Genomic DNA, 20,660 nt, shown 5'->3' with positions numbered 1-20,660 from the left:
GTAAGGGGAATTCCGTGAAACCTGCTGCTCGTCGCCGCGCCCGTGAATGTGCCGTTCAGGCACTTTACTCCTGGCAGTTGTCCCACAACGACATCGCCGATGTTGAGTACCAGTTCCTGTCAGAACAGGACGTGAAAGACGTCGATGTTCTGTACTTCCGTGAACTGCTGTCGGGAGTGGCGACTAATAGCGCGTATCTCGATGGCCTGATGAAGCCATACCTGTCCCGTCTTCTTGAAGAGCTGGGTCAGGTTGAAAAAGCAGTGTTGCGTATCGCGCTGTTCGAGCTGTCCAAACGTGATGATGTGCCGTACAAAGTGGCCATCAACGAAGCGATCGAACTGGCGAAAACCTTCGGCGCTGAAGACAGCCACAAGTTTGTTAACGGCGTGCTGGATAAAGCCGCACCTGCGATCCGTCCCCACAAAAAGTGATCCGCAAACCGGAGTCTTGCACTGCCTCACCGGCAGTGCGGCTCCGGTTTTTTCTTTTATTTGCTGAGGCATAACGTATGGCATGCGGCGAATTCTCCCTGATTGCCCGTTATTTCGACCGTGTCAGAACCTCTCGTCTTGATGTTGAAACTGGCATTGGCGATGACTGTGCACTTCTCAATATTCCTGAAAAACAGACGCTGGCTATCAGCACCGACACCTTAGTCTGCGGACGTCATTTCCTTCCCGATATCGATCCTGCTGACCTGGCGTATAAAGCGCTGGCGGTTAACGTCAGCGATCTGGCGGCGATGGGGGCCGATCCCGCGTGGCTGACGCTGGCCTTAACCCTGCCGAATGTCGATGAAGCCTGGCTTGAAGCCTTTAGCGATGCGCTGTTTGATCAGCTCAACTATTACGATATGCAGTTGATCGGGGGAGACACCACGGCCGGGCCGCTGTCGATGACCCTGGCGATCCACGGCTATGTTCCCGCTGGGCGGGCCCTGAAGCGTTCCGGGGCCAAACCGGGCGACTGGATTTACGTTACCGGTACGCCGGGAGATAGCGCCGCAGGGCTGGCTATCCTTCAGGACCGTTTAACCGTTGAAGATAAAGACGATGCGGCGTATCTGGTCAAACGCCATCTGCGCCCAACGCCGCGTATTCTGCACGGCCAGGCGCTGCGCGATCGCGCCAGTTCGGCTATCGATCTGTCTGATGGCCTGATCTCCGATCTCGGTCATGTCCTCAAGGCCAGCGGCGTGGGTGCGCGTGTCGATCTCGACCTTTTCCCGCTGTCAGAACAGCTCCTGCGTCACACAGAGCCTGAGCAGGCGTTGCGCTGGGCGCTGTCCGGTGGTGAAGATTACGAGCTGTGCTTTACCGTTCCGGAACTGAACCGCGGGACGCTGGACGTTGCGTTAGGGCACCTGGGCGCGCGGTTTACCTGCATCGGGCAGATTATGCCGGAAAGCGAAGGACTGCAATTTGTCCGGGATGGCGCGCCGGTCACGCTCGACTGGAAAGGGTACGATCACTTCGGGTGATTTTGTACGCTCCGTGTTGCCGGGTGGCGGCTACGCCTTACCCGGCCTACGCGAGCATATGATTTTGTAGGCCGGGTAAGGCGTAGCCGCCACCCGGCTTTTGTTTATTTAAACCCTACCACCGGATGCTGCTCGTACGGCGTCTCAAGCTCGGCAATCTGTTCTGGCGTCAGCGTGATGTCTACCGCGTTCAGCAGTTCGTCCAGCTGCTCCTCGCGCGAGGTGCCGATAATCGGTGCCGCAACGCCACGTTTGCTCAGCAGCCATGCCAGCGCCACCTGCGCGCGCGTTGCGCCGGTGTCATCTGCAATGCCCGCCAGGCGCTCCGCAATCACGGCGTCGCTGCTTTCCGTATTTTCATACAGCGTTTTACCGAACGCATCCGATACCGAGCGGGCTGTCGTTTCCCCCCACGGGCGGGTTAAGCGTCCCCGCGCCAGCGGGCTCCACGGGATCACCGCCACCCCTTCCTGATAGCACAGGGGCAGCATCTCGCGCTCTTCTTCGCGATAGATCAGGTTGTAATGGTCCTGCATTGAGACAAATCGCGCCCAGCCGTGCTGCGCCTGCAGATCCAGCGCCTGGGCAAACTGCGACGCATGCATCGACGACGCGCCGATGTAACGCGCTTTGCCCGCGTTGACCACATCATTCAGGGCCTCCAGCGTCTCTTCGATGGGCGTGTTGTAATCCCAGCGGTGGATCTGCAGCAGGTCGACGTGATCCATGTTCAGGCGGCGCAGGCTGTCATCGATGGAGCGCAGGATCTGCGCCCGGGACAACCCTTCGGCGAGATCGCCGACCTGATGGTAAACCTTCGTCGCAACGACGACCTCATCACGACGGGCAAAATCGCGCAGGGCGCGGCCCACGATCTCCTCGCTGCTGCCGTCGGAGTAGCTGTTGGCGGTGTCAAAGAAGTTAATGCCGCCCTCAAGGGCGCGTTTGATGATGGGGCGGCTGCTCTCTTCTGGCAGCGTCCAGGCGTGATTCCCGCGGTCAGGCTCGCCAAACGTCATGCAGCCCAGGCAAAGTCGGGAAACCTTGAGGTCTGTTTTTCCTAATGTTGTGTATTGCATGGTTCCACTCCCGCTGTTTTTAAACCTGATGTTTAAGCATAGCAGGAGCGGAAAAGGGGAGGGATTACGCCAGCCAGGCGCGGATTTTGGCTTCGATACCGGCGGCATCCAGGCCAATCGCTGCGCGGGCTTCGTCCTGGGTGCCCTGCGGAATAAAGTGATCCGGCAGGCCGAGGTTCAGTACCGGCACCCCTTTACGGTTTGCCATCAATACTTCGTTCACGCCGCTGCCCGCGCCGCCCATAATGGCGTTTTCTTCCAGCGTGACCAGCATCTCGTGGCTGGCGGCCATCTCAAGAATAAGCGCCTCGTCGAGCGGTTTCACAAAGCGCATATCGACGAGCGTCGCGTTCAGCGTGTCGGCGACCTGAGCGGCTTCCGGCATCAGCGTACCGAAGTTGAGGATGGCGACTTTCTCACCGCGACGCTTGACCAGGCCTTTGCCGATCGCCAGTTTTTCCAGCGGCTTAAGTTCGACACCCACGGCGTTGCCGCGCGGGTAGCGAACCGCACTTGGGCCATCCTGATAGTGGTAGCCGGTAAACAGCATCTGACGACATTCGTTTTCATCTGACGGGGTCATGATCACCATGTCAGGAATGCAGCGCAGGAAGGACAGGTCGAACGCCCCCTGGTGCGTCTGACCGTCGGCACCGACGATGCCCGCACGGTCGATAGCAAACAGCACCGGCAGCTTCTGGATAGCCACGTCGTGGATCACCTGGTCGTAGGCGCGCTGCAGGAAGGTGGAATAGATCGCCACAATCGGCTTGTAACCGCCAATCGCCAGCCCGGCGGCGAAGGTCACCGCGTGCTGCTCGGCAATCGCCACGTCGAAATACTGGTCAGGGTATTTTTTGGAGAACTCCACCATACCCGAGCCTTCACGCATCGCAGGCGTTACGGCCATCAGCTTGTTGTCTTTCGCGGCGGTTTCGCACAGCCAGTCGCCAAAGATTTTGGAGTAGCTCGGCATGCCGCCGCTGCTTTTTGGCAGACAGCCGCTGGTCGGGTCAAATTTCGGTACCGCGTGGAAGGTGATCGGATCTTTTTCCGCCGGTTCGTATCCGCGTCCCTTTTTGGTCATGATATGCAGGAACTGCGGGCCTTTGAGGTCACGCATGTTCTTGAGCGTGGTCACAAGTCCCAGCACGTCGTGGCCGTCGACCGGGCCGATATAGTTAAAGCCCAGCTCTTCAAACAGCGTGCCCGGCACAACCATGCCTTTGATATGTTCTTCCGTACGCTTGAGCAGCTCTTTGATTGGCGGCACGCCGGAGAAGACCTTTTTGCCGCCTTCCCGCAGGGTGGAGTAGAGCTTGCCGGAGAGCAGCTGCGCCAGATGGTTATTCAGCGCGCCGACGTTCTCGGAGATCGACATTTCGTTATCATTAAGGATAACCAGCATGTCTGGCTTGATATCACCCGCGTGGTTCATCGCCTCAAAGGCCATGCCCGCGGTGATCGCGCCGTCGCCAATAACGCAGACGGTGCGACGCTGTTTGTTCTCTTTTTCGGCAGCAACGGCAATCCCGATTCCGGCAGAAATCGACGTGGACGAGTGGCCGACACTCAGCACGTCATACTCGCTCTCACCGCGCCACGGGAACGGGTGCAGGCCGCCTTTCTGACGAATGGTGCCAATTTTATCGCGACGTCCGGTCAGAATTTTGTGCGGATATGCCTGGTGTCCCACGTCCCAGATCAGCTGATCGAACGGCGTGTTATAGACGTAGTGCAGCGCCACGGTCAGTTCAACCGTGCCAAGCCCGGAGGCGAAATGGCCGCTGGAGCGGCTGACGCTGTCGAGCAGGTAGCGACGCAGTTCGTCGCACAGCTTCGGCAGGTTCTCTTTCGGCAGCAGACGCAGCTCCTGGGTGGAGTCCACTAACGCCAGTGTCGGGTATTTGGCAATATCAAAACTCATCAAAGGCTCATCGAGATAGGTAGTTTATTTATTACGCTGGATTATGTAGTCCGCTAGCGCTTCCAGTGCCGAGGTATCCAGGGATTGCGCGGCCAGCTGACTCAGCGACTGACGGGCATCCTCTATCAGATCTCGGGCTTTACGCTGGGCTTGCTCAAGTCCCAGCAGGGCGGGGTAGGTACTTTTGCCAAGCTGCTGGTCCGCACCCTGACGTTTACCCAATGTTGCAGTATCGCCCACCACATCCAGAATGTCATCCTGAACCTGGAACGCCAGACCGATGCTTTCTGCGTATCTGTCCAGAATCGGCAGGGCTTTCCGCCCTTTCTCCCCGGCGCTCAATGCCCCCAGTCGAACGGCGGCACGTATTAATGCCCCCGTTTTATGGCGATGAATACGCTCCAGCTGTTCAAGATTCACCTGACGGCCTTCGGCTTCCAGATCCAGCGCCTGTCCGCCGCACATGCCGGCCACGCCGCTGGCCATCGCCAGTTCGGACACCATGGCCAGACGATCGCGGTCGCTCACTTCGACCATCGGCGCATCGCTCAGAATCGAGAACGCCAGCGTTTGCAGGGCGTCTCCGGCCAGAATGGCATTTGCCTCGCCAAACTTAATGTGGCACGTTGGCTGGCCGCGACGCAGATCGTCATCGTCCATGGCCGGTAAATCATCGTGGATCAGCGAATAGGCGTGGATGCACTCAACGGCAGCGGCCGGGGCGTCCAGCGTGGCGTCGCTGATACCGAACATGTTGCCCGTGGCATACACCAGGAACGGCCGCAGGCGCTTTCCACCCAAGAGTGCGCCATAGTGCATGGCTTCAACCAGTGGAGTGTTCTGAAAAGGCTGTGGCGCGATAAAACGGCGCAGGGCGTCGTTGGCGCGCACAACGCGCGCCTGAAGCTCGGTGGCAAAATCCATTTACTCGGCGTCCGGTATGAAGGGCGCAGGTTTGGCATCTTCGGCATCAGAGAGCAAGATCTGCACGCGCTGCTCGGCCTGCTGCAGTTTGACCTGCCCCTGGCGCGCCAGCTGCACGCCGCGTTCGAATTCGTTCAGCGCCTCTTCCAGCGGTAAATCGCCGCTTTCAAGACGGGTTACGATGTGCTCCAGTTCATTCAGCGCAGTTTCGAAACTGGCCGGTGCATCGTTCTTCTTCGGCATAGTGAATTGACTCTTATATTCTCAGCCCCGACATGGTAACGGACTCGGGGCAATTATCAAATAACGCGCAATGTGCACAGGAGCCGCGCGATGGTGGTATACTTGCGCGCCTGGAAGCAGCCTTCGGTTATAGGGGCTGCTGTACTTTTCCATTACAAGCCTTATCGCTTGCCTAAGAAACATTGCCGCCATGAAGTTTATCATTAAATTGTTCCCTGAAATCACCATCAAAAGCCAATCTGTGCGTTTGCGCTTTATTAAAATTCTCACCGGGAACATCCGTAACGTATTAAAGCACTACGATGACACCCTTGCCGTGGTGCGTCACTGGGACCACGTAGAAGTTCGCGCGAAAGACGAAAACAAGCGTCTGGATATTCGCGACGCGCTGACCCGCATTCCGGGTATCCACCACATTCTGGAAGTGGAAGATGTACCCTTCACTTCCCTGCATGACATCTTTGAGAAGGCGCTGGCGCAGTATCGCGATCAGATCGAAGGCAAAACCTTCTGCGTGCGCGTGAAGCGTCGCGGCAAGCATGAGTTCAGCTCAATTGAAGTAGAACGCTACGTTGGCGGCGGTCTGAACCAGCACGTTGAAACGGCGCGCGTGCGTCTGACTCACCCTGACGTGACCGTGAATCTCGAAATTGAAAACGATCGCCTGCTGCTGGTGAAAGGCCGCTACGAAGGTATCGGCGGCTTCCCGATCGGCACGCAGGAAGATGTGCTGTCGCTGATCTCCGGCGGTTTTGACTCCGGTGTTTCCAGCTATATGCTGATGCGTCGTGGCTGCCGCGTTCACTACTGCTTCTTCAACCTGGGCGGTGCGGCGCATGAAATTGGCGTACGTCAGGTGGCGCATTACCTGTGGAACCGCTTCGGCAGCTCCCACCGTGTACGCTTTGTGGCGATCAACTTTGAACCGGTTGTCGGTGAAATCCTGGAGAAGGTCGACGACGGTCAGATGGGCGTGGTGCTCAAGCGCATGATGGTGCGCGCAGCGTCGAAAGTGGCTGAGCGCTACGGCGTGCAGGCGCTGGTCACCGGCGAAGCGCTGGGCCAGGTGTCGAGCCAGACCCTGACCAACCTGCGCCTGATCGATAACGTCTCCGACACGCTGATCCTGCGCCCGCTCATCTCCCATGACAAAGAGCACATCATCGATCTGGCGCGTGAAATCGGCACTGAAGATTTCGCCCGTACCATGCCGGAATATTGCGGCGTGATCTCGAAAAGCCCAACCGTGAAGGCGGTGAAGGCGAAAATCGAAGCGGAAGAAGAAAACTTTGATTTCGCCATCCTGGATAAGGTGGTGGCGGAAGCGTCGAACATCGATATCCGCGAGATCGCTCAGCAGACTCAGCAGGACGTCGTAGAAGTTGAAACCGTCAGCGGTTTCGGCGCTAACGATGCGATCCTCGATATTCGCTCCGTTGACGAGCAGGACGACAAACCATTGCAGGTTGAAGGCGTTGAGGTCGTGTCTCTGCCGTTCTACAAGCTGAGCACCAAATTTGGCGATCTGGATAAGAGCAAAACCTACCTGCTGTGGTGTGAGCGTGGCGTGATGAGCCGTCTGCAGGCGCTCTATCTGCGCGAGCAGGGCTTTGCCAATGTGAAGGTGTATCGCCCGTAGCGTTCTTGCCCGGTAGCGCGAGCGCTACCGGGCCTGCGATTCTATGCTCTTTTTGGCCGGGTAATCGACAATGGAAAAAAAACATAAGTACTGGGAAATCAAAGAGAGAATCAAAAAAGATATTCTCAATGAAGTCTACAAAAAGGGCGAGAGCATTCCGTCGGAGCGCGATCTTGCCGGTATTTATGACGTTACGCGCGTAACGGTTCAGAAAGCCATGGCGATGCTGGTACAGGAAGGGTATATCGAGCGTATCCACGGCAAGGGCATGTTTGTTTTAAAAAATACTGCCAGCAATATTTACATTCTGAATAATGAAAAGAGTGACAGTATTCTTGGGTTTTCCCGTGAATTTCAGGGGCGGGTCAACGTAACCAGCCGCTTGCTGACGTTGACGACCCTTCACGCCGACGCGGCGCTGGCACAGCACCTCGAAATTGCGCAGGGTGATGATGTCTGGTTTATTCGCCGTATCCGTTTACTGGACGGACAGCCGGTGTTAATTGAAGACAGCAATATTCCTCACAAGGTGGTTGCCACTGTTCCGCAGGCTATTCTCGAAGCGGGATCGCTGTATGGCTATATCGAAGACTTTACTGGTAAGAAAATCAGCGACGCCGATTCACTGATTGAAGCGGATCTGTTTGATGAGGCGCTGGCGGCCCATCTCAATATTCTGCCGGGCCAGCCGATGTTGAAAATTACCGAAGTCACGCGCCTCGATGACGGTAGAGCGTTTAACTTCTCCATCAGCTACAACCGGGCAGATATTTTCCGCGTCAAGAATATGCACATCAAACGATAACAGGCGCATCAGCGCCTGTTTCTCTTTTACAGCTTAGCGGCTGCCGCTTTATCAACAATGATCCTTAACCGTGGGTGCGGCTTTAGCAGCGTCGCGGGAACCGCCGGGTCCGGTGCGGAATTGACGGTTGTTGCGATGATGTCGGCTTTTTTCTCGCCGCTTGCCATCAAAATAATGGCCCGTGAGGCCAGGATAGTCTTCATCCCCAGCGAAATGCCCTGACGGATATGACGCTGCTGGCCGAAGTATTTAACCGAAACGGCCTGCGTCACCGCATCCAGATCCACGACGTGGCAGCCGGTATCAACGGCGGCGCCCGGTTCATTGAAGCCGATATGGCCGTTCATACCGATCCCCAGCACAATGATGTCTGGCCCGCCGTGGGCCGCAATAAAGTTATCCACACGCTGGCACTCTTCCTCGGGGGAGTTCGTCAGGCCGTCAAAAAAACAGATCTGATCGTCGCGCAGGGCCAGGTGGCTAAAGAAATGGCCCCATACCATCTCCCGGCAGCTGCCTTTATCGGCCTGGCCCAGACCCAGCCACTCATCCAGGCCAACAAATGCCGCACGGGTAAAATCGACCTTACCCTGTTTGCTGGCGCGCACCAGCGCGGCAAAAACGCCCAGCGGCGTATCTCCACCCGCGATGCAAATCAGCGCGTCGGGTTTTTGCGTAACCGTTTCAAAGACCGCTTTCGCCACGGCGTCACTCAGCGCCGCATAATCTTCTGTCTGTTCTACGTTCATTGTGCGTCCTTACGTTTGGCGTACTGGGGTAAATAACGGTGGTTGACCTCAAGGTATTCGTTAAGGATCTGCTCTGCCGCGGCGGCAGATGGCACCAGGGGATTGACGCTCAGCGCCAGCAGCGCCGTGTCGTAATGTCCGGTGACAGCGGCTTCAACGGTCAGCTCTTCGTAGGCCTTCACGCTCTGGATCAGGCCGCGGATCTTCACGGGCAGCCTGCCATAGGCGAGGGGATGCGCGCCGTTTCGGTCGATCATGGCGTTGGTTTCCAGCGTGACGTGATCCGGCAGATCGGGCGTTGTACCCCTGTTAGGAACATTTACAACGTGGATCTCTTTTTTATCGTTATAAATAGCGCTGATGATCGAGCATGCGGTATCGGAGTACCAGGCGCCTCCGCGCTGCTCCAGCTCTTTCGGCTTGTGCGCGAGATGAGGGTCCTGATAAAGCGTAAAAAGCCGTTGCTCAATTTCGCGCGTCTGCTCGCCGCGAGTTCCCTTTGTATTCGCATCGCGCAGCGCGGCGTCGGTCATCTCGCGGGTCAGGAAATAGTATTTCAGGTAGGAGATAGGGTACATGTGGAGCGCCCTGGCAAAGCGGGCGCTGAACCCAATATCCGGTATATTTTTCAGAGAGTTATTTGCGCTGCCCTCGGCCAGTTTCTCAATAAAGTCGTCGGTATAATCCTCTCCCTTGAGGAAAATTTGATCGGCAAAAATAAGATGGTTCAGACCAATAATGCGTGCGTAAACGTCCGATTTCTGCACACCGTAGGCTTTGGCGATGTCCATCATCATGCTGTTTGCGCCACTGCAAATGCCTATGGTCCGAATGGCCGAGTGGCGGGTGATCGCCTCGGTGACAATCCCGGCCGGGTTGGTGAAGTTAATCAACCAGCCGTTCGGGCACCATCTTTCCATGTCCTTACAGATATCCAGCAGGACCGGGATCGTGCGTTGGGCTTTCATAAACCCGCCGGGACCTGTCGTCTCTTGCCCCAGAACGCCGTATTTTAGCGGAATTTTTTCATCGTTGATGCGGGCATCAAGGAAGCCGACGCGCAGCTGCGTGGTGACAAAATCGGCATCTTTCAGCGCCTCTTCCCGATCGAGCGTCAGGTGGATATTCATCGGGAGCCCGGCTTCAGCTACCATGCGCTGGGCCAGCTTTCCGACAATCTCCAGCTTCTCTTTTCCCTCTTCAATATCGAGCAAATAATAATCGGTGACCGGCAGCTCTGCGTAGCGTTTGATAAAACCGTCGATCAGTTCTGGCGTATAGCTGGAGCCGCCGCCAATAGTGACAACCTTGAGCTTTTTCATCGTGGTTCCTTTTTACAAGATGGGGTCGGAAAGCGTGTCCGCATTGCGGCGGGCATTCTCTTCGGCCGCTTCGGTTTCAAGCTGTTTGCGCTCGGCCAGTTTGAAAAACGGCAGCCAGACCAGGGCGGAAATAACCAGCGTGCAGACGGACCAGATCACGGCAGGGATATTGCCGCCGGTCACGAACCATGCGGCGAAGATCGGCGGCATGGTCCAGGGGATCTGTAAGACGGGGCGACCGATGATGTCGAAGTACATCAGCGACCAGGTTGAGATGCACAGGATCATCGGCGTCAGGGTAAACGGGATCATCAGCAGTGGATTGAAGACAATCGGGCAACCGAAAATGACGGGTTCATTAATACAAAATATCGCGGAGGGCAGGGAGAGCTTGCCCACTGATTTGTACAGCCGACTGCGGGAACGCAGCATGGCAATGACAAGCCCCATGGTCGCGCCCGTTCCGCCCAGGCACATAAAGACGATATAAAACCCGTCGGCGGTAATATGGGGAATGGGCTGATGATGCAGATAGGCCTGGGTATTTTCAGCGATGTATTTCAGGAAAATGGGGCTGGTGATGCCGGAAAGCACATTGTCGCCATGTATGCCGCAGCACCACAGCAGCGAAATCAGAAAAATAAGCACCAGCATGCCCGGCAGCGAACCGAGGCCGGAGACAAGCGGGCTGAGCAGCAGGGTGAAGAAGTGGTTGATATCAAAATTCAGGATGACCCGAATCAGCCAGATCAGAGTGATTGCCACCGCGGCGGGGATCAGGCTCGCAAAAGATTGCGCCACGGCAGGAGGCACGCCCTCCGGCAGGGTGATCACGACGTTGTGCCGGATAAAAAATCGCACAATTTGCACCGTCAAAATCGCCAGGATGATGGCAGAAAACAGCCCCGCGGCACCAAGATTGTCAACGTTGAGCTGATAGTTGTCGTTGAGTTGTGCCAGTAAGAAAACCACCAGCGTGACTATGCTGCAGGTGATGGCGTTGAGGTTGTACTCCTTCGCGAGGTTGTAGCTGATACCCACCGCAGAAATCAGCCCTATCGCACCAAAGGTAACAGCCACCGGGGCGCTGAGCTTTTCGGCAAACGGGCCAAGCCATTCACTCCAGCCGGGTAACGGTAGATTGGCGAGAATGAGAAACAGGCTGCCGGTGATGGTGAAGGGTAAGGTCAGCGCAATACCGTTGCGCACGGCGACCAGTATTTTATTTTCGCCTACGCGAATCAGTACAGGAATGACTCTGCGCTCAAGAAATGTAATCACATTGCTTACTCCAGAAGAGATTTCTGCTCTCCCGCCGCTGTTGATGTTATCAGGCTTTGCTGGCGGATTTTTAAACTGGTATATACCAGTTGGGTGCAGTTTTTCACGGTTCTTTTAGCCTGTCAAACAGGCGTGCAACGTGGTAGAAATATGATTATTTCTATGAAAATAAAGGTTTTTTTTAGGTGTAAAACGGTGGGGTGAAGCTTCAGGGCAGGGAAATGAATCGCAGAATTGTGACGCTGGCTGCACTATTTCTCCAGGGCAGACGGGCCAGCGCGTTGCCAGCCCGGAAGGACATCAGGCTTCGTAGAAATTATAAATTCCCGCCGCCATCACCAGCGACGAAGCCACTTCGTAGGCCTTCTCGCGCCCGACCAGCAGGTCGATAATCTTCAGCCCGAAATCAATCGCCGTACCCGGTCCCTGGCTGGTGAGCAGGTTGACGCGCGGGTCCCAGACAACGCGCTTGTCCACCCACTGATCTTCCGGGATGGTCTCTTTGAGCGCAGGGAAGCCGGTCATGTTGCCAATCGGGAAGAGATCGTGCGGCACCAGAACTGTGCCGGCTGAGGCGCAGATAGTGGCGACGATGCGCCCTGAAAGGTGAAACTGACGAACGGTCTCAACCAGCAACGGGCTGTCGCGAAAACACTCCGCGCCTTTCAGACCGCCAGGCAGCACGATGATGTCGTAATCGCCATCCGCCACCTGCACCAGCGGCGCATCGGCGAGGATCTTCACGCCGCGTGAGCAGGTGACAGCCAGGTTGCCGTCGCTGGCCACGCTGGCCGTTGTGACGGCGATACCGCCGCGTACCATCACATCGATGGTGGTCACGGCTTCCATTTCTTCGCTACCAGGGGCGAGGCAGACCAGTGCCGACACGCTCATATTCACTCTCCTTACGTTTAACCAGGTCATACAGGCGGGCGTTTTCCGGCACTGCAACACCGTGCGCGCGAGCGCGTTTTAACAGATAGCCGGTGATATAGTCGATTTCGGTATGGCGTAGCGCCCGAACGTCCTGCAGCATCGACGAGATATTTTCTGCCGTACTATCAATTACCTGGTCGACATAATAGCGTAAATCCTCCGCCGACGTGTGCAGGCCTTCACGCTCAATCACTGCCGCCACCTCGGCACACAGCACGGCAACCTCCTGCGGATGATTTTGCAGCTCGCCGTTGGGGCAATCCCACAGCGCGGTCAGCGGATTTATCACGCAGTTCACCGCCAGCTTACGCCACAGCTGCGGGCGAATAGTGTTGTGCCAGGCCACGTCCGGCAGCACGCTTTGCAGAACGTCAGCCAGATAGCTGTAGTCGCCATCCTGTTCGCGGGCAGGGCCGATGTGTGTTACGCCGCTGGCAACGTGGACGATGATGTTGCCATCCCGACGCGCGGCATGGGTGGTAATGCCCATCAGCAGCGGCTGCGCGATGCTTTTCAGCTCATCAAGGGTTCCCATGCCGTTGTGCAGCAGCAGAATAGGCGATGTCGGGGGGAGTTGGGCCGCCAGGGCTTTTACCGCATCTGAAACCTGCCACGCTTTCAGCGTGACCAGCAGCAGATCGCTTTGCGCCAGAAAATCCGGATCGTTGGCGGTGAGTGATTCGTTAAAGATGCTTCCGTCTTCATCAATCAGGTTTACACTGCAATAGGGCTGTGGCACACGCAGCCAGCCCTGTACCTCGTGTCCGTGCTTGCACAGCGCCGTCAGCCACAGCTGACCAAGCGCCCCGCATCCGAGCACTGTTATTTTCATTGTTCCTCCTCACCTGCAACTGCGCCAGGTGTTACGGCCTAAGTATAGCGCCGTCAGCTAAGCTTCTCGTTATGCCTCGTTACGGGTATTATGCAACGCAACAAAAATGAAGGGAGAAGAAAAGATGCCATCTTTCGATATTGTTTCCGAAGTTGATATCCAGGAAGTCCGCAACGGCGTGGATAACGCAAGCCGTGAAGTTGAGTCACGTTTCGATTTTCGTGGCGTTGAGGCGACGTTTGAGCTGAACGACGCAAATAAGACCATTAAAGTGCTGAGCGAGTCTGATTTCCAGGTCAATCAGCTGCTCGATATTCTGCGCGCCAAGCTGTTAAAACGCGGCATTGAAGGCACCTCGCTGGACGTGCCGGAAGAGTTTGTCCACAGCGGGAAAACCTGGTTTGTTGAAGCCAAACTCAAGCAGGGTATTGAGAGCGCGGTGCAGAAGAAAATCGTTAAGCTCATCAAGGACAGCAAGCTGAAGGTCCAGGCGCAGATCCAGGGCGAAGAGATCCGCGTTACCGGTAAATCCCGTGATGATTTGCAGGGCGTAATGGCGCTGATCCGCGGCGGCGATCTGGGACAGCCGTTCCAGTTTAAAAACTTCCGCGATTAAGACGAAAATGCCCGGTCAGACCGGGCATTTTTTCAGGCGTTTAGCGCCTGCTCCACTTCAAACCGGTTGGTGACTTTGCTGTCAATTTTGACATAGGCGCTGCGCTCTTCCGGGACGATAAGCACTTCATTCACCCCTTCCGTGGCCTCAAGCCGCTGTTTCAGCGTTTCGCTAATCTCTATGCCCTCAGGGATTTCAACGCGCAGGCTGCTCACGTAGCGTGGCTCTTTCATGGTGCTGGAGACAAACAGCCAGACCATCGCCAGCAGCGCCCCCATCAGGAATACGGTTTGCGAGTCAAACAGGCCGTCCACCCAGCCGCCGAGCGAGCCGCCGATAGCCACGCCGAGGAACTGGCTGGTGGAGTAAATGCCCATCGCCGTGCCTTTATAGCCCGCAGGAGACTCTTTGCTGATCAGCGACGGCAGCAGTGCTTCCATCAGGTTAAACGCCAGGAAGAACAGCTGCACGCCGGCAACCAGCTCCCAGAAGTGCGGGCCGGAGCCCCACAGCACGATCTCCGCAATCAGCAGCAGCGCCACGCAGCCCACGAAAACGCGCTTCATCTTGCGCTTCACTTCGGCATAGATAATAAACGGCACCACCGAGAGGAAGGAGATGAGCATCGTCACCAGATAAATTTTCCAGTGTTCTTCCGCCGGGAAGCCTGCTGCCGCCAGCTGGCCCGGCAGGGCGACAAAGGTCGACATCAGCAGAATATGCAGACACATAATGCCGAAGTTCAGCTTCAGCAGGCGCGGTTCAACCAACACTTTGCTGAAGCAGCCTTTCACCATGCCGGATTCACGGTTGAGGACGTGGTTTTTGCTGTCCGGCACCACCCACAGGGTTAAGGCGATACCTACGCTTGCCAGCACGGCGATCATCCAGAACAGGGCGTGCAGGCCGAGGTGATGGGTAATGATCGGGCCGAGAACCATCGCGATGGCAAAGGTGACGCCAAAGCTGACGCCGATAAACGCCATCGCCTTGGTGCGGTTTTGCTCGCGGGTTAAATCCGACAGGAGCGCCATGACGGCAGCGGCAATCGCGCCGGAGCCTTGCAGGGCGCGGCCAAGAATAATCCCCCAGATGGAGTCGGAGAGGGCGGCAATCACGCTGCCGAGCACAAAGACGAGCAGCCCACCGACGATCAGCGGTTTACGGCCCACGCGGTCTGACAGCAGGCCAAAGGGGATCTGGAAAATGGCCTGGGCTAAACCATAGATACCAATGGCCAGGCCAATCAACGCTTCGCTGGCACCCTGAAGCGCCATGCCGTACGTGGTCAGAACAGGCAGGACCATAAACATGCCAAGCATACGTAGCGAGAAAACAGTCCCTAAACCCCAGGTCGCGCGCAACTCGCCCGGCGTCATTTTATAATCGTTCATTACCACCTCTACCAAAAAGCAGGCCATAGTTTAGGCGGGGTGATAAGTGTGGTAAATAGGTGTTTGTTTAAGAGATATTACGAGGGTGTAATAAAAGCACCCCCGGGTAAAAAAATTACGCTTCCACGCGCAGGCCGTAGCTTTTGAATTTCTCCAGCACGACGGCAATTTCGTCGTCATCCAGCACCGGAACCGGGTCTACAATCGCCAGCGTTGTCAGATACAGTTTTGCCAGCACTTCCACCTCCTGTGCCAGCCACAGCGCTTTTTCGAGACTCTCTTCGCAGGTGATTAACCCATGATGCTGCAGCAGCGTGGCGTTGCGATCGCGCAGGGCAACGGCAACGTGTTCGGATAACGCCCGCGTGCCGAAGGTGGCGTAGGGCGCGCAGGGGATTGAGTTGCCGCCCGCGGCCGCGATCATGTAGTGAATGGCCGGGATCGGACGATTGAGTATCGAAACCGCCGTGCAGTGGACGGCATGGTTATGCACCACCGCGTTGGCTTCCGGGCGGGTTTGATACACCACCTGATGAAAACGCCATTCGCTGGACGGCAGCTTCCCCTCCTCGTGGCGACCCCCGGCATCAACGTAGACGATGCTCTCTTCGGTCAGGCGCTCGTAGGGAATGCCGGTCGGCGTGATCAGCATGCCGTCGCGGTAGCGCACGCTGATATTGCCTGCGGTGCCCTGATTTAATCCCAGATGGGTCATCTCAAGGCAGGTGTCGATGATGTCTCTGGCTAATCTGGCTCGTTCCATTTTTATTCTCCGGGTACAGTTTTATTTTTACTGGCGGGAACGTTTGACCAGCTTCATATCCACCTTCGCCGTCTCGTTGACCGCTTCGCCGTCGATGGCTCGTTGCATCAGCTCAAACGCTTTTTCCGCCCAGGTATCTTCATCCTGCTGCATCGACCAGACGCTGTTCGGCAGGAATCCCAGCATGGGGTGTTCATCGAACGTACCGATATTGATGTGCTGCGGCACGGTGCCGGCGCGCGCGCGCAGCGCCTCGATTGCCCCTTCCAGCACCGGGAGCGACGAGGCGATAAAAGCCTGGGGTACGCCATGGCTGTCGATCAGTTTGTCCATCAGGGCATATCCTCCCTGCGGCGTATTGTCCGGGCCTTCAATCACCCAGTCGCGGTGATCAATGCCCGCCATGTTCAGGGCATGCAAATAGCCGTTAAGTCGGTCGGTGATGCTCGGCAGGGCGGTATCGCCTACCAGGAACCAGAGCGGGGTATCGCTGACGCCCAACATGCTGCGCGCCAGTTCATCGCCACCGGCTTCGTTATGACTCTCCACCAGCGCGTTGTCGGTGAAGCCAAAATCCCGGTCGAGAAGCACCAGCGGCTTTTGGATCTGCCGCAGATGATGCTGCTGGTTTTCCAGCGTCGAGGGGACGATAAACAGGCCGTCGACGTTTCGCGCCATCAGGGCTCTGACCAGCTTGTTCTCATAGTCCACGTCGTTGTAGGTACAGCTGATCATCAGCTGATAGCCCGAACGGCGGCAGCGCAGCTCCAGCTTTTCTGCAAGCGTGGCGAAGAACACGTTCGAGATATTGGGGACGATCAGCCCCAGCGTCTCGGTTTTGTTCAGCTTCAGGCTGCGCGCTGAATGATTCAGGGTGTAGCCGTAGCGCTCGACGTGTTCATTGATTCTGGCCTGCGTTTTCATGCTGATCCGGTACTGCCCGGCTTTGCCGCCCAGCACCAGGCGCACGGTGGTAACGGATAAATTCAGGTCCTTCGCTATCTGTTCAACTGTTTTGGCCATCGCTACGCCTCAATCCTTTTCGTGTGTGAAAAACCGCAGATAAAGCATACGCATCCTGCCATTACATTTCCTGTTGCATCAGTTGATTAAGCGCCTGCTGCTGGGTCCATAGCGCCAGGTAGGTGGCATATTTTTGCTGGTGGAAGGTGGCGGTTTCCGGGCGAGGGGCGATGACGTCGCCGGTGTTGACCATCGCCCGGGTCGCGTCGGACAGCGTTGCCCACGCGCCGCTGGCAACCGCGCCACAGAGTGCAGCCCCCAGCGTAACGGCATCTTCTTCAGCCAGAAGGTGAATGTGACAGCCGGTGGCATCGGCATACTCCCGCAGCCACAGCCGGTTATGGGTCGCCCCGCCGCAGATAACAATGCGCGACAGCCTGTGACCGTGATTGTGCAGGGTGTCGATGATATGCCGCGTGCCGTAGGCGATAGCCTGCAACGTCGCAAGGTAGAGCCTCGCCAGCGCGCGCTCGCCGGTCTCTAACGTCAGCCCCACTACGCTCCCCCGGGCGTCCGGGCGCGAGCGCGGGGAACGATTGCCGTGGTGATCCGCCAGAACATGCAGGTTACGGGTCGGGTATTTCTCTTCCTGCTCCAGCGCGGCCACCCAGTCGTTAATTACCGCGACCGGATGGCGTTGCGCCGCCTCGGCTTTGGCAAACAGCGCCGCGCTGGCGTGATGCTCGCGCAGCGTCCAGTCAACCAGCGCGCCCGCGGCGCTTTGCCCGCCTTCCGTCAGCCAGTAGCCGGGAAGCATCGCCCCCCAGTATGGGCCCCAGACGCCGGGAGTAAAGATCGCCGTCTGGCTGGCAAGCATATGGCAGTTTGATGTGCCGCTAATCAGCGCCAGCGTACCTTCAGGCTGTGCGCCGGTCAGCGCCACGCCGCCCGCGTGGGCGTCAATCATCCCGCCGGCGACAATAACGTGTTCGGGTAATCCCAGCTCTTGTGCCGCCTGCGGGCTTAGCGTGCCGGCGCGGTCGGCCACGTCGAGGATCGTCTCAGGGATTTTGGTCAGCAGGCTCTCCAGCCCCACGGCCTGAAGCAGCGTATCGCTGAAGCGCGCCTCGTGCGCCAGATAGTTCCACTTGCAGGTGAGGGTGCACAGGCTGGCGACGTCCTGACCGGTCGCTTTCCACACCAGAAAATCAGCCAGATCGAAAAAGCGCCAGGCGTTGTTCCAGGTTTCGGGATGGCGTTCTTTAAGCCACAGCAGCTTTGGCAGCTCCATCTCAATGCTCACCTCGCCGCCCACGTAGCCAAGTGCCGGGTCGCGGGTGGCATTGATGCGGGCAGTCTCCTCCTGCGCCCGGTGATCCATCCACATAATAATGTCCTGCGCCGCCGGGCTGTCCGGCGACGCGCTCAGGCCATGGCCCTGGGCGTCCAGCGCCACCAGCGAGCAGGTGGCGTCGAACCCTATGGAGCGGATCGCGTCGCGGGCGATCCCGGATGCATTGACGGCTTCCCGTACCGCGGCGCAAACCTGTTGCCAGATTTCCGCAGAGGATTGTTCTACGCGCGCGTTGTCGGCGCGAAACTGCGAAATCGGGCGGGTCGCGAAGCGCAAACGCTCGCCCTGTGCGGAGTACAGCCCGGCGCGCACGCTGGCCGACCCGACATCAACCCCGAGGAAATAGCCGTCACTCATCCTGAACTCCCTTATTTTTTACCAAACGGATGCAGCAGTTTATCAATTTCAGGGGTGTTGATATTCTGCGCGTTGACATATTTGACTGGAATATCAATTTCTTTCGCCACGGTCTGCCCGGCGATTGCCGCATTAAGCGCCTTAATCCCCTGATAGCCAATCTGGTATGCGTCCTGCACCACAAACCCCTGGATCACACCGTTCTTGAGGAAGTTGATGATCGCTTCGGTACTGTCGAAGCCAATGACTTTGACTTTGCCTTTCAGGTTTTGGCTGTCGATGGCGTTCGCCACGCCCAGCGTTGAACCTTCGTTGGTGGCATAAATGCCCGCGATATCCGGGTTGGCCTGAACCATATCGATGGTTTTATCCATCGCTTTTTGCGGATCGCCGTCGCTGTACTGCACCGGCAGCACCTGAATGTCCGGGTACTTCGCCTTCATCTCTTCGCTGAAACCTTCGGAACGTTCGATAGCCGATGTTGTTCCGGCAACGTGCGCAATAATGCCCACCTTGCCTTTTTTGCCGACCTGTTCGGCCAGCGCATCGGCCGCCTGCGCGCCCGCCTTACGGTTGTTGGTGGCGACAAAACTGGCCGGAATATCGGAGTTTACGCCGGAGTCAAAGGTCACGACCTTGATCCCGCGGCTGTTGGCGGTTTCCACCAGCGGGGCAAGGGCGTTGGCGTCCAGCGCAGCCAGCAGCAGGCCGTCCGGTTTTTGCGCCATGGTGTTTTCCACCAGCTGGATCTGCTCGGCGATTTGCGTTTCATCCGCCGGGCCTACGTAGCTGGTCTTATCCCCCAGCTCTTTTGCAGCGGCTTCGGTCCCCATTTTGACCGTCTGCCAGAATTCGTGCTGGTAGCCTTTACTGACCACCGGCAGGTTTAACTCTTTCGCCAGCGTGCTGCTGGTCATGATTGCGGCGAGCGACAGGGCGCTCAGGATATGGCTGGTTTTCATTATTTTGCTCCGTAGTAGGGTTTGCAGGGCTTTTTTATGTCGGGAACCTAACGCATTCTTTTACGCAACGTATCCAGATAGACGGCAGCAACGACCACGACTCCCATCGCCACCATCTGCCAGAACTGGGAGACCCCCATCAAATTGAGGCCGTTTTTCAGCACGCTCATAATGAACGCGCCGATGATGGTGCCGCCGATGGTACCCACGCCGCCCATCAGGCTGGTGCCGCCGATAACCACGGCAGCGATAGCTTCCAGCTCGTAACCCACTCCCACGGTGGGCTGGCCGGAGTTGAGGCGCGAGGCGAGGATCACCCCGGCCACGCCGGTTAACAGGCCGCAGAAGGCATAGACGAAAATCTTCACCCGCTGCACGTTGATCCCGGAAAGGTGCGCTGCGGTTTCATTGCTGCCGACGGCGTAGATATAGCGCCCCATCACCGTTTTTTTCAGGATCCACATGGCAATCAGCGCCACAATCACCAGGTAAAACACCGGATAGGGCAGGACATCGAACAGACGGCCCTGCGCCAGCATTCGGAACTGCGGGTAGTCAGAGAAGTAAATCGCGCGTCCGTCGGTCATCACCATGTTGATGCCGCGAACCGACATCATCAGCCCGAGGGTGGCGATAAACGGCGGGATGGTCATCTTCGTCACCAGAAATGCGTTCACATAACCGCACACGCCGCCCGCCAGCACGCCCGCCAGAATACACACCGGCAGCGGCAGCCCAAACCCGGCGGCGCTCCCCACTGCAACGCCTGAAAAGGCCACCACCGAGCCAAGCGACAGGTCGATCCCGGCGGTGATAATCACAAAGGTGACGCCAATAGCCATGATGCCAATCACCGCCGTTTGCAGGGCGATGGTCATGATATTTTCGGTATTAAAGAAGAACGGTGAGCTGAAGCTGAAAAACAGCACCAGCAGCACCAGGCTAAACAGGGGGGCGAGGCGCATCAGCAGCGCTTTATTTATCTTCACAGAAGCATTCCCGCGTTGCGGCGAAGGGACGGTAACGGACAT

20 protein-coding genes are annotated in these 20,660 nt (G+C 57.3%); 5 read left to right on the top strand and 15 right to left on the bottom strand.

The features are described from left to right. The first annotated feature begins 14 nt into the window (after positions 1-14). Positions 15-434: a transcription antitermination factor NusB gene (nusB, locus tag FFS28_RS07765; protein WP_014882759.1), complete on the top strand. Its 420-nt coding sequence runs from the start codon at positions 15-17 to the stop codon at positions 432-434. A 77-nt stretch (positions 435-511) separates the two neighbouring features. Continuing rightward, positions 512-1,483: a thiamine-phosphate kinase gene (thiL, locus tag FFS28_RS07760; RefSeq protein WP_006176876.1), complete on the top strand. Its 972-nt coding sequence runs from the start codon at positions 512-514 to the stop codon at positions 1,481-1,483. A gap of 104 nt (positions 1,484-1,587) precedes the next feature. Here thiL and FFS28_RS07755 read toward each other — a convergent pair whose 3' ends face one another. The 4 genes from FFS28_RS07755 to xseB form a co-directional block, all read right to left on the bottom strand. Continuing rightward, a complete protein-coding gene (locus FFS28_RS07755; protein WP_042320800.1) occupies positions 1,588-2,562 on the bottom strand; it encodes an aldo/keto reductase in 975 nt (324 codons plus the stop codon). Between the two features lie 64 nt (positions 2,563-2,626). After that, positions 2,627-4,489 carry a 1-deoxy-D-xylulose-5-phosphate synthase gene (gene dxs, locus FFS28_RS07750; protein WP_137849217.1) on the bottom strand — a complete coding sequence of 621 codons (1,863 nt, stop codon included), beginning with the start codon at positions 4,487-4,489 and terminating at the stop codon, positions 2,627-2,629. Positions 4,490-4,513: 24 nt separating this feature from the next. Further along, positions 4,514-5,413, bottom strand: a complete 900-nt coding sequence (gene ispA / locus FFS28_RS07745) for a (2E,6E)-farnesyl diphosphate synthase (protein WP_137849216.1) — start codon at positions 5,411-5,413, stop codon at positions 4,514-4,516. Further along, positions 5,414-5,656 carry an exodeoxyribonuclease VII small subunit gene (gene xseB, locus FFS28_RS07740; RefSeq protein ID WP_137849215.1) on the bottom strand — a complete coding sequence of 81 codons (243 nt, stop codon included), beginning with the start codon at positions 5,654-5,656 and terminating at the stop codon, positions 5,414-5,416. A gap of 190 nt (positions 5,657-5,846) precedes the next feature. Between xseB and thiI the strand changes: the two genes are divergently transcribed. Together thiI and FFS28_RS07730 are read left to right on the top strand one after the other, a co-directional pair. Beyond that, positions 5,847-7,295: a tRNA uracil 4-sulfurtransferase ThiI gene (thiI, locus tag FFS28_RS07735; RefSeq protein WP_137849214.1), complete on the top strand. Its 1,449-nt coding sequence runs from the start codon at positions 5,847-5,849 to the stop codon at positions 7,293-7,295. Between the two features lie 70 nt (positions 7,296-7,365). Next, on the top strand, positions 7,366-8,100 hold the full coding sequence (locus FFS28_RS07730) for a GntR family transcriptional regulator (protein WP_101738166.1): 735 nt from the start codon (positions 7,366-7,368) through the stop codon (positions 8,098-8,100). Positions 8,101-8,126: 26 nt separating this feature from the next. Here FFS28_RS07730 and FFS28_RS07725 read toward each other — a convergent pair whose 3' ends face one another. The 5 genes from FFS28_RS07725 to panE form a co-directional block, all read right to left on the bottom strand. Then, positions 8,127-8,849 carry a glucosamine-6-phosphate deaminase gene (locus tag FFS28_RS07725; protein WP_137849213.1) on the bottom strand — a complete coding sequence of 241 codons (723 nt, stop codon included), beginning with the start codon at positions 8,847-8,849 and terminating at the stop codon, positions 8,127-8,129. Continuing rightward, the gene (locus FFS28_RS07720; RefSeq protein ID WP_101738164.1) at positions 8,846-10,171 is read right to left on the bottom strand and encodes a 6-phospho-beta-glucosidase; all 1,326 of its coding nucleotides are present in this window, start codon (positions 10,169-10,171) and stop codon (positions 8,846-8,848) included. Before FFS28_RS07720 ends, FFS28_RS07725 begins: the two co-directional genes overlap by 4 nt. A gap of 12 nt (positions 10,172-10,183) precedes the next feature. Beyond that, entirely contained in the window at positions 10,184-11,452 is a 1,269-nt protein-coding gene (locus FFS28_RS07715) for a PTS sugar transporter subunit IIC (protein ID WP_137849212.1), read from the bottom strand. Between the two features lie 300 nt (positions 11,453-11,752). Next, positions 11,753-12,346 carry a protein deglycase YajL gene (yajL, locus tag FFS28_RS07710; protein ID WP_101738162.1) on the bottom strand — a complete coding sequence of 198 codons (594 nt, stop codon included), beginning with the start codon at positions 12,344-12,346 and terminating at the stop codon, positions 11,753-11,755. Continuing rightward, positions 12,309-13,220: a 2-dehydropantoate 2-reductase gene (gene panE, locus FFS28_RS07705; RefSeq protein WP_006176883.1), complete on the bottom strand. Its 912-nt coding sequence runs from the start codon at positions 13,218-13,220 to the stop codon at positions 12,309-12,311. The genes yajL and panE overlap by 38 nt, the downstream gene beginning before the upstream one ends. A gap of 124 nt (positions 13,221-13,344) precedes the next feature. Between panE and FFS28_RS07700 the strand changes: the two genes are divergently transcribed. Further along, positions 13,345-13,836 (top strand): YajQ family cyclic di-GMP-binding protein, encoded by a 492-nt coding sequence (locus FFS28_RS07700; protein WP_042320808.1) that lies wholly within the window; start codon positions 13,345-13,347, stop codon positions 13,834-13,836. Positions 13,837-13,868: 32 nt separating this feature from the next. Here the strand turns inward: FFS28_RS07700 and FFS28_RS07695 are convergent, their stop codons facing one another. The 6 genes from FFS28_RS07695 to FFS28_RS07670 form a co-directional block, all read right to left on the bottom strand. Continuing rightward, a complete protein-coding gene (locus FFS28_RS07695) occupies positions 13,869-15,230 on the bottom strand; it encodes an MFS transporter (RefSeq protein WP_042320811.1) in 1,362 nt (453 codons plus the stop codon). A 115-nt stretch (positions 15,231-15,345) separates the two neighbouring features. Then, the gene (fucA, locus tag FFS28_RS07690) at positions 15,346-15,993 is read right to left on the bottom strand and encodes an L-fuculose-phosphate aldolase (RefSeq protein ID WP_006176888.1); all 648 of its coding nucleotides are present in this window, start codon (positions 15,991-15,993) and stop codon (positions 15,346-15,348) included. Positions 15,994-16,020: 27 nt separating this feature from the next. Further along, entirely contained in the window at positions 16,021-17,016 is a 996-nt protein-coding gene (locus FFS28_RS07685) for a LacI family DNA-binding transcriptional regulator (RefSeq protein ID WP_137849211.1), read from the bottom strand. A gap of 61 nt (positions 17,017-17,077) precedes the next feature. Then, the gene (locus FFS28_RS07680) at positions 17,078-18,667 is read right to left on the bottom strand and encodes an FGGY-family carbohydrate kinase (RefSeq protein ID WP_137849210.1); all 1,590 of its coding nucleotides are present in this window, start codon (positions 18,665-18,667) and stop codon (positions 17,078-17,080) included. Positions 18,668-18,678: 11 nt separating this feature from the next. Further along, the gene (locus FFS28_RS07675) at positions 18,679-19,629 is read right to left on the bottom strand and encodes an ABC transporter substrate-binding protein (RefSeq protein WP_137849209.1); all 951 of its coding nucleotides are present in this window, start codon (positions 19,627-19,629) and stop codon (positions 18,679-18,681) included. A 47-nt stretch (positions 19,630-19,676) separates the two neighbouring features. Then, entirely contained in the window at positions 19,677-20,660 is a 984-nt protein-coding gene (locus FFS28_RS07670; RefSeq protein ID WP_137849208.1) for an ABC transporter permease, read from the bottom strand.

It is taken from the genome of Enterobacter sp. 2VL, from assembly GCF_005503595.1.
Lineage (GTDB): Bacteria > Pseudomonadota > Gammaproteobacteria > Enterobacterales > Enterobacteriaceae > Enterobacter > Enterobacter cancerogenus.
Note: the sequence above shows the minus strand (reverse complement) of the source record. Positions and strands in the feature narration are given on the sequence as shown.

Coding starts and splice junctions, on each gene's coding strand:
- thiL (WP_006176876.1), top strand. CDS start 512: ATGGCATGCGGCGAATTCTCCCTGATTGCCCGTTATTTCGACCGTGTC.
- FFS28_RS07755 (WP_042320800.1), bottom strand. CDS start 2,562: ATGCAATACACAACATTAGGAAAAACAGACCTCAAGGTTTCCCGACTT.
- dxs (WP_137849217.1), bottom strand. CDS start 4,489: ATGAGTTTTGATATTGCCAAATACCCGACACTGGCGTTAGTGGACTCC.
- ispA (WP_137849216.1), bottom strand. CDS start 5,413: ATGGATTTTGCCACCGAGCTTCAGGCGCGCGTTGTGCGCGCCAACGAC.
- xseB (WP_137849215.1), bottom strand. CDS start 5,656: ATGCCGAAGAAGAACGATGCACCGGCCAGTTTCGAAACTGCGCTGAAT.
- thiI (WP_137849214.1), top strand. CDS start 5,847: ATGAAGTTTATCATTAAATTGTTCCCTGAAATCACCATCAAAAGCCAA.
- FFS28_RS07730 (WP_101738166.1), top strand. CDS start 7,366: ATGGAAAAAAAACATAAGTACTGGGAAATCAAAGAGAGAATCAAAAAA.
- FFS28_RS07725 (WP_137849213.1), bottom strand. CDS start 8,849: ATGAACGTAGAACAGACAGAAGATTATGCGGCGCTGAGTGACGCCGTG.
- FFS28_RS07720 (WP_101738164.1), bottom strand. CDS start 10,171: ATGAAAAAGCTCAAGGTTGTCACTATTGGCGGCGGCTCCAGCTATACG.
- yajL (WP_101738162.1), bottom strand. CDS start 12,346: ATGAGCGTGTCGGCACTGGTCTGCCTCGCCCCTGGTAGCGAAGAAATG.
- panE (WP_006176883.1), bottom strand. CDS start 13,220: ATGAAAATAACAGTGCTCGGATGCGGGGCGCTTGGTCAGCTGTGGCTG.
- FFS28_RS07700 (WP_042320808.1), top strand. CDS start 13,345: ATGCCATCTTTCGATATTGTTTCCGAAGTTGATATCCAGGAAGTCCGC.
- FFS28_RS07695 (WP_042320811.1), bottom strand. CDS start 15,230: ATGAACGATTATAAAATGACGCCGGGCGAGTTGCGCGCGACCTGGGGT.
- fucA (WP_006176888.1), bottom strand. CDS start 15,993: ATGGAACGAGCCAGATTAGCCAGAGACATCATCGACACCTGCCTTGAG.
- FFS28_RS07685 (WP_137849211.1), bottom strand. CDS start 17,016: ATGGCCAAAACAGTTGAACAGATAGCGAAGGACCTGAATTTATCCGTT.
- FFS28_RS07680 (WP_137849210.1), bottom strand. CDS start 18,667: ATGAGTGACGGCTATTTCCTCGGGGTTGATGTCGGGTCGGCCAGCGTG.
- FFS28_RS07675 (WP_137849209.1), bottom strand. CDS start 19,629: ATGAAAACCAGCCATATCCTGAGCGCCCTGTCGCTCGCCGCAATCATG.
- FFS28_RS07670 (WP_137849208.1), bottom strand. CDS start 20,660: ATGTCCGTTACCGTCCCTTCGCCGCAACGCGGGAATGCTTCTGTGAAG.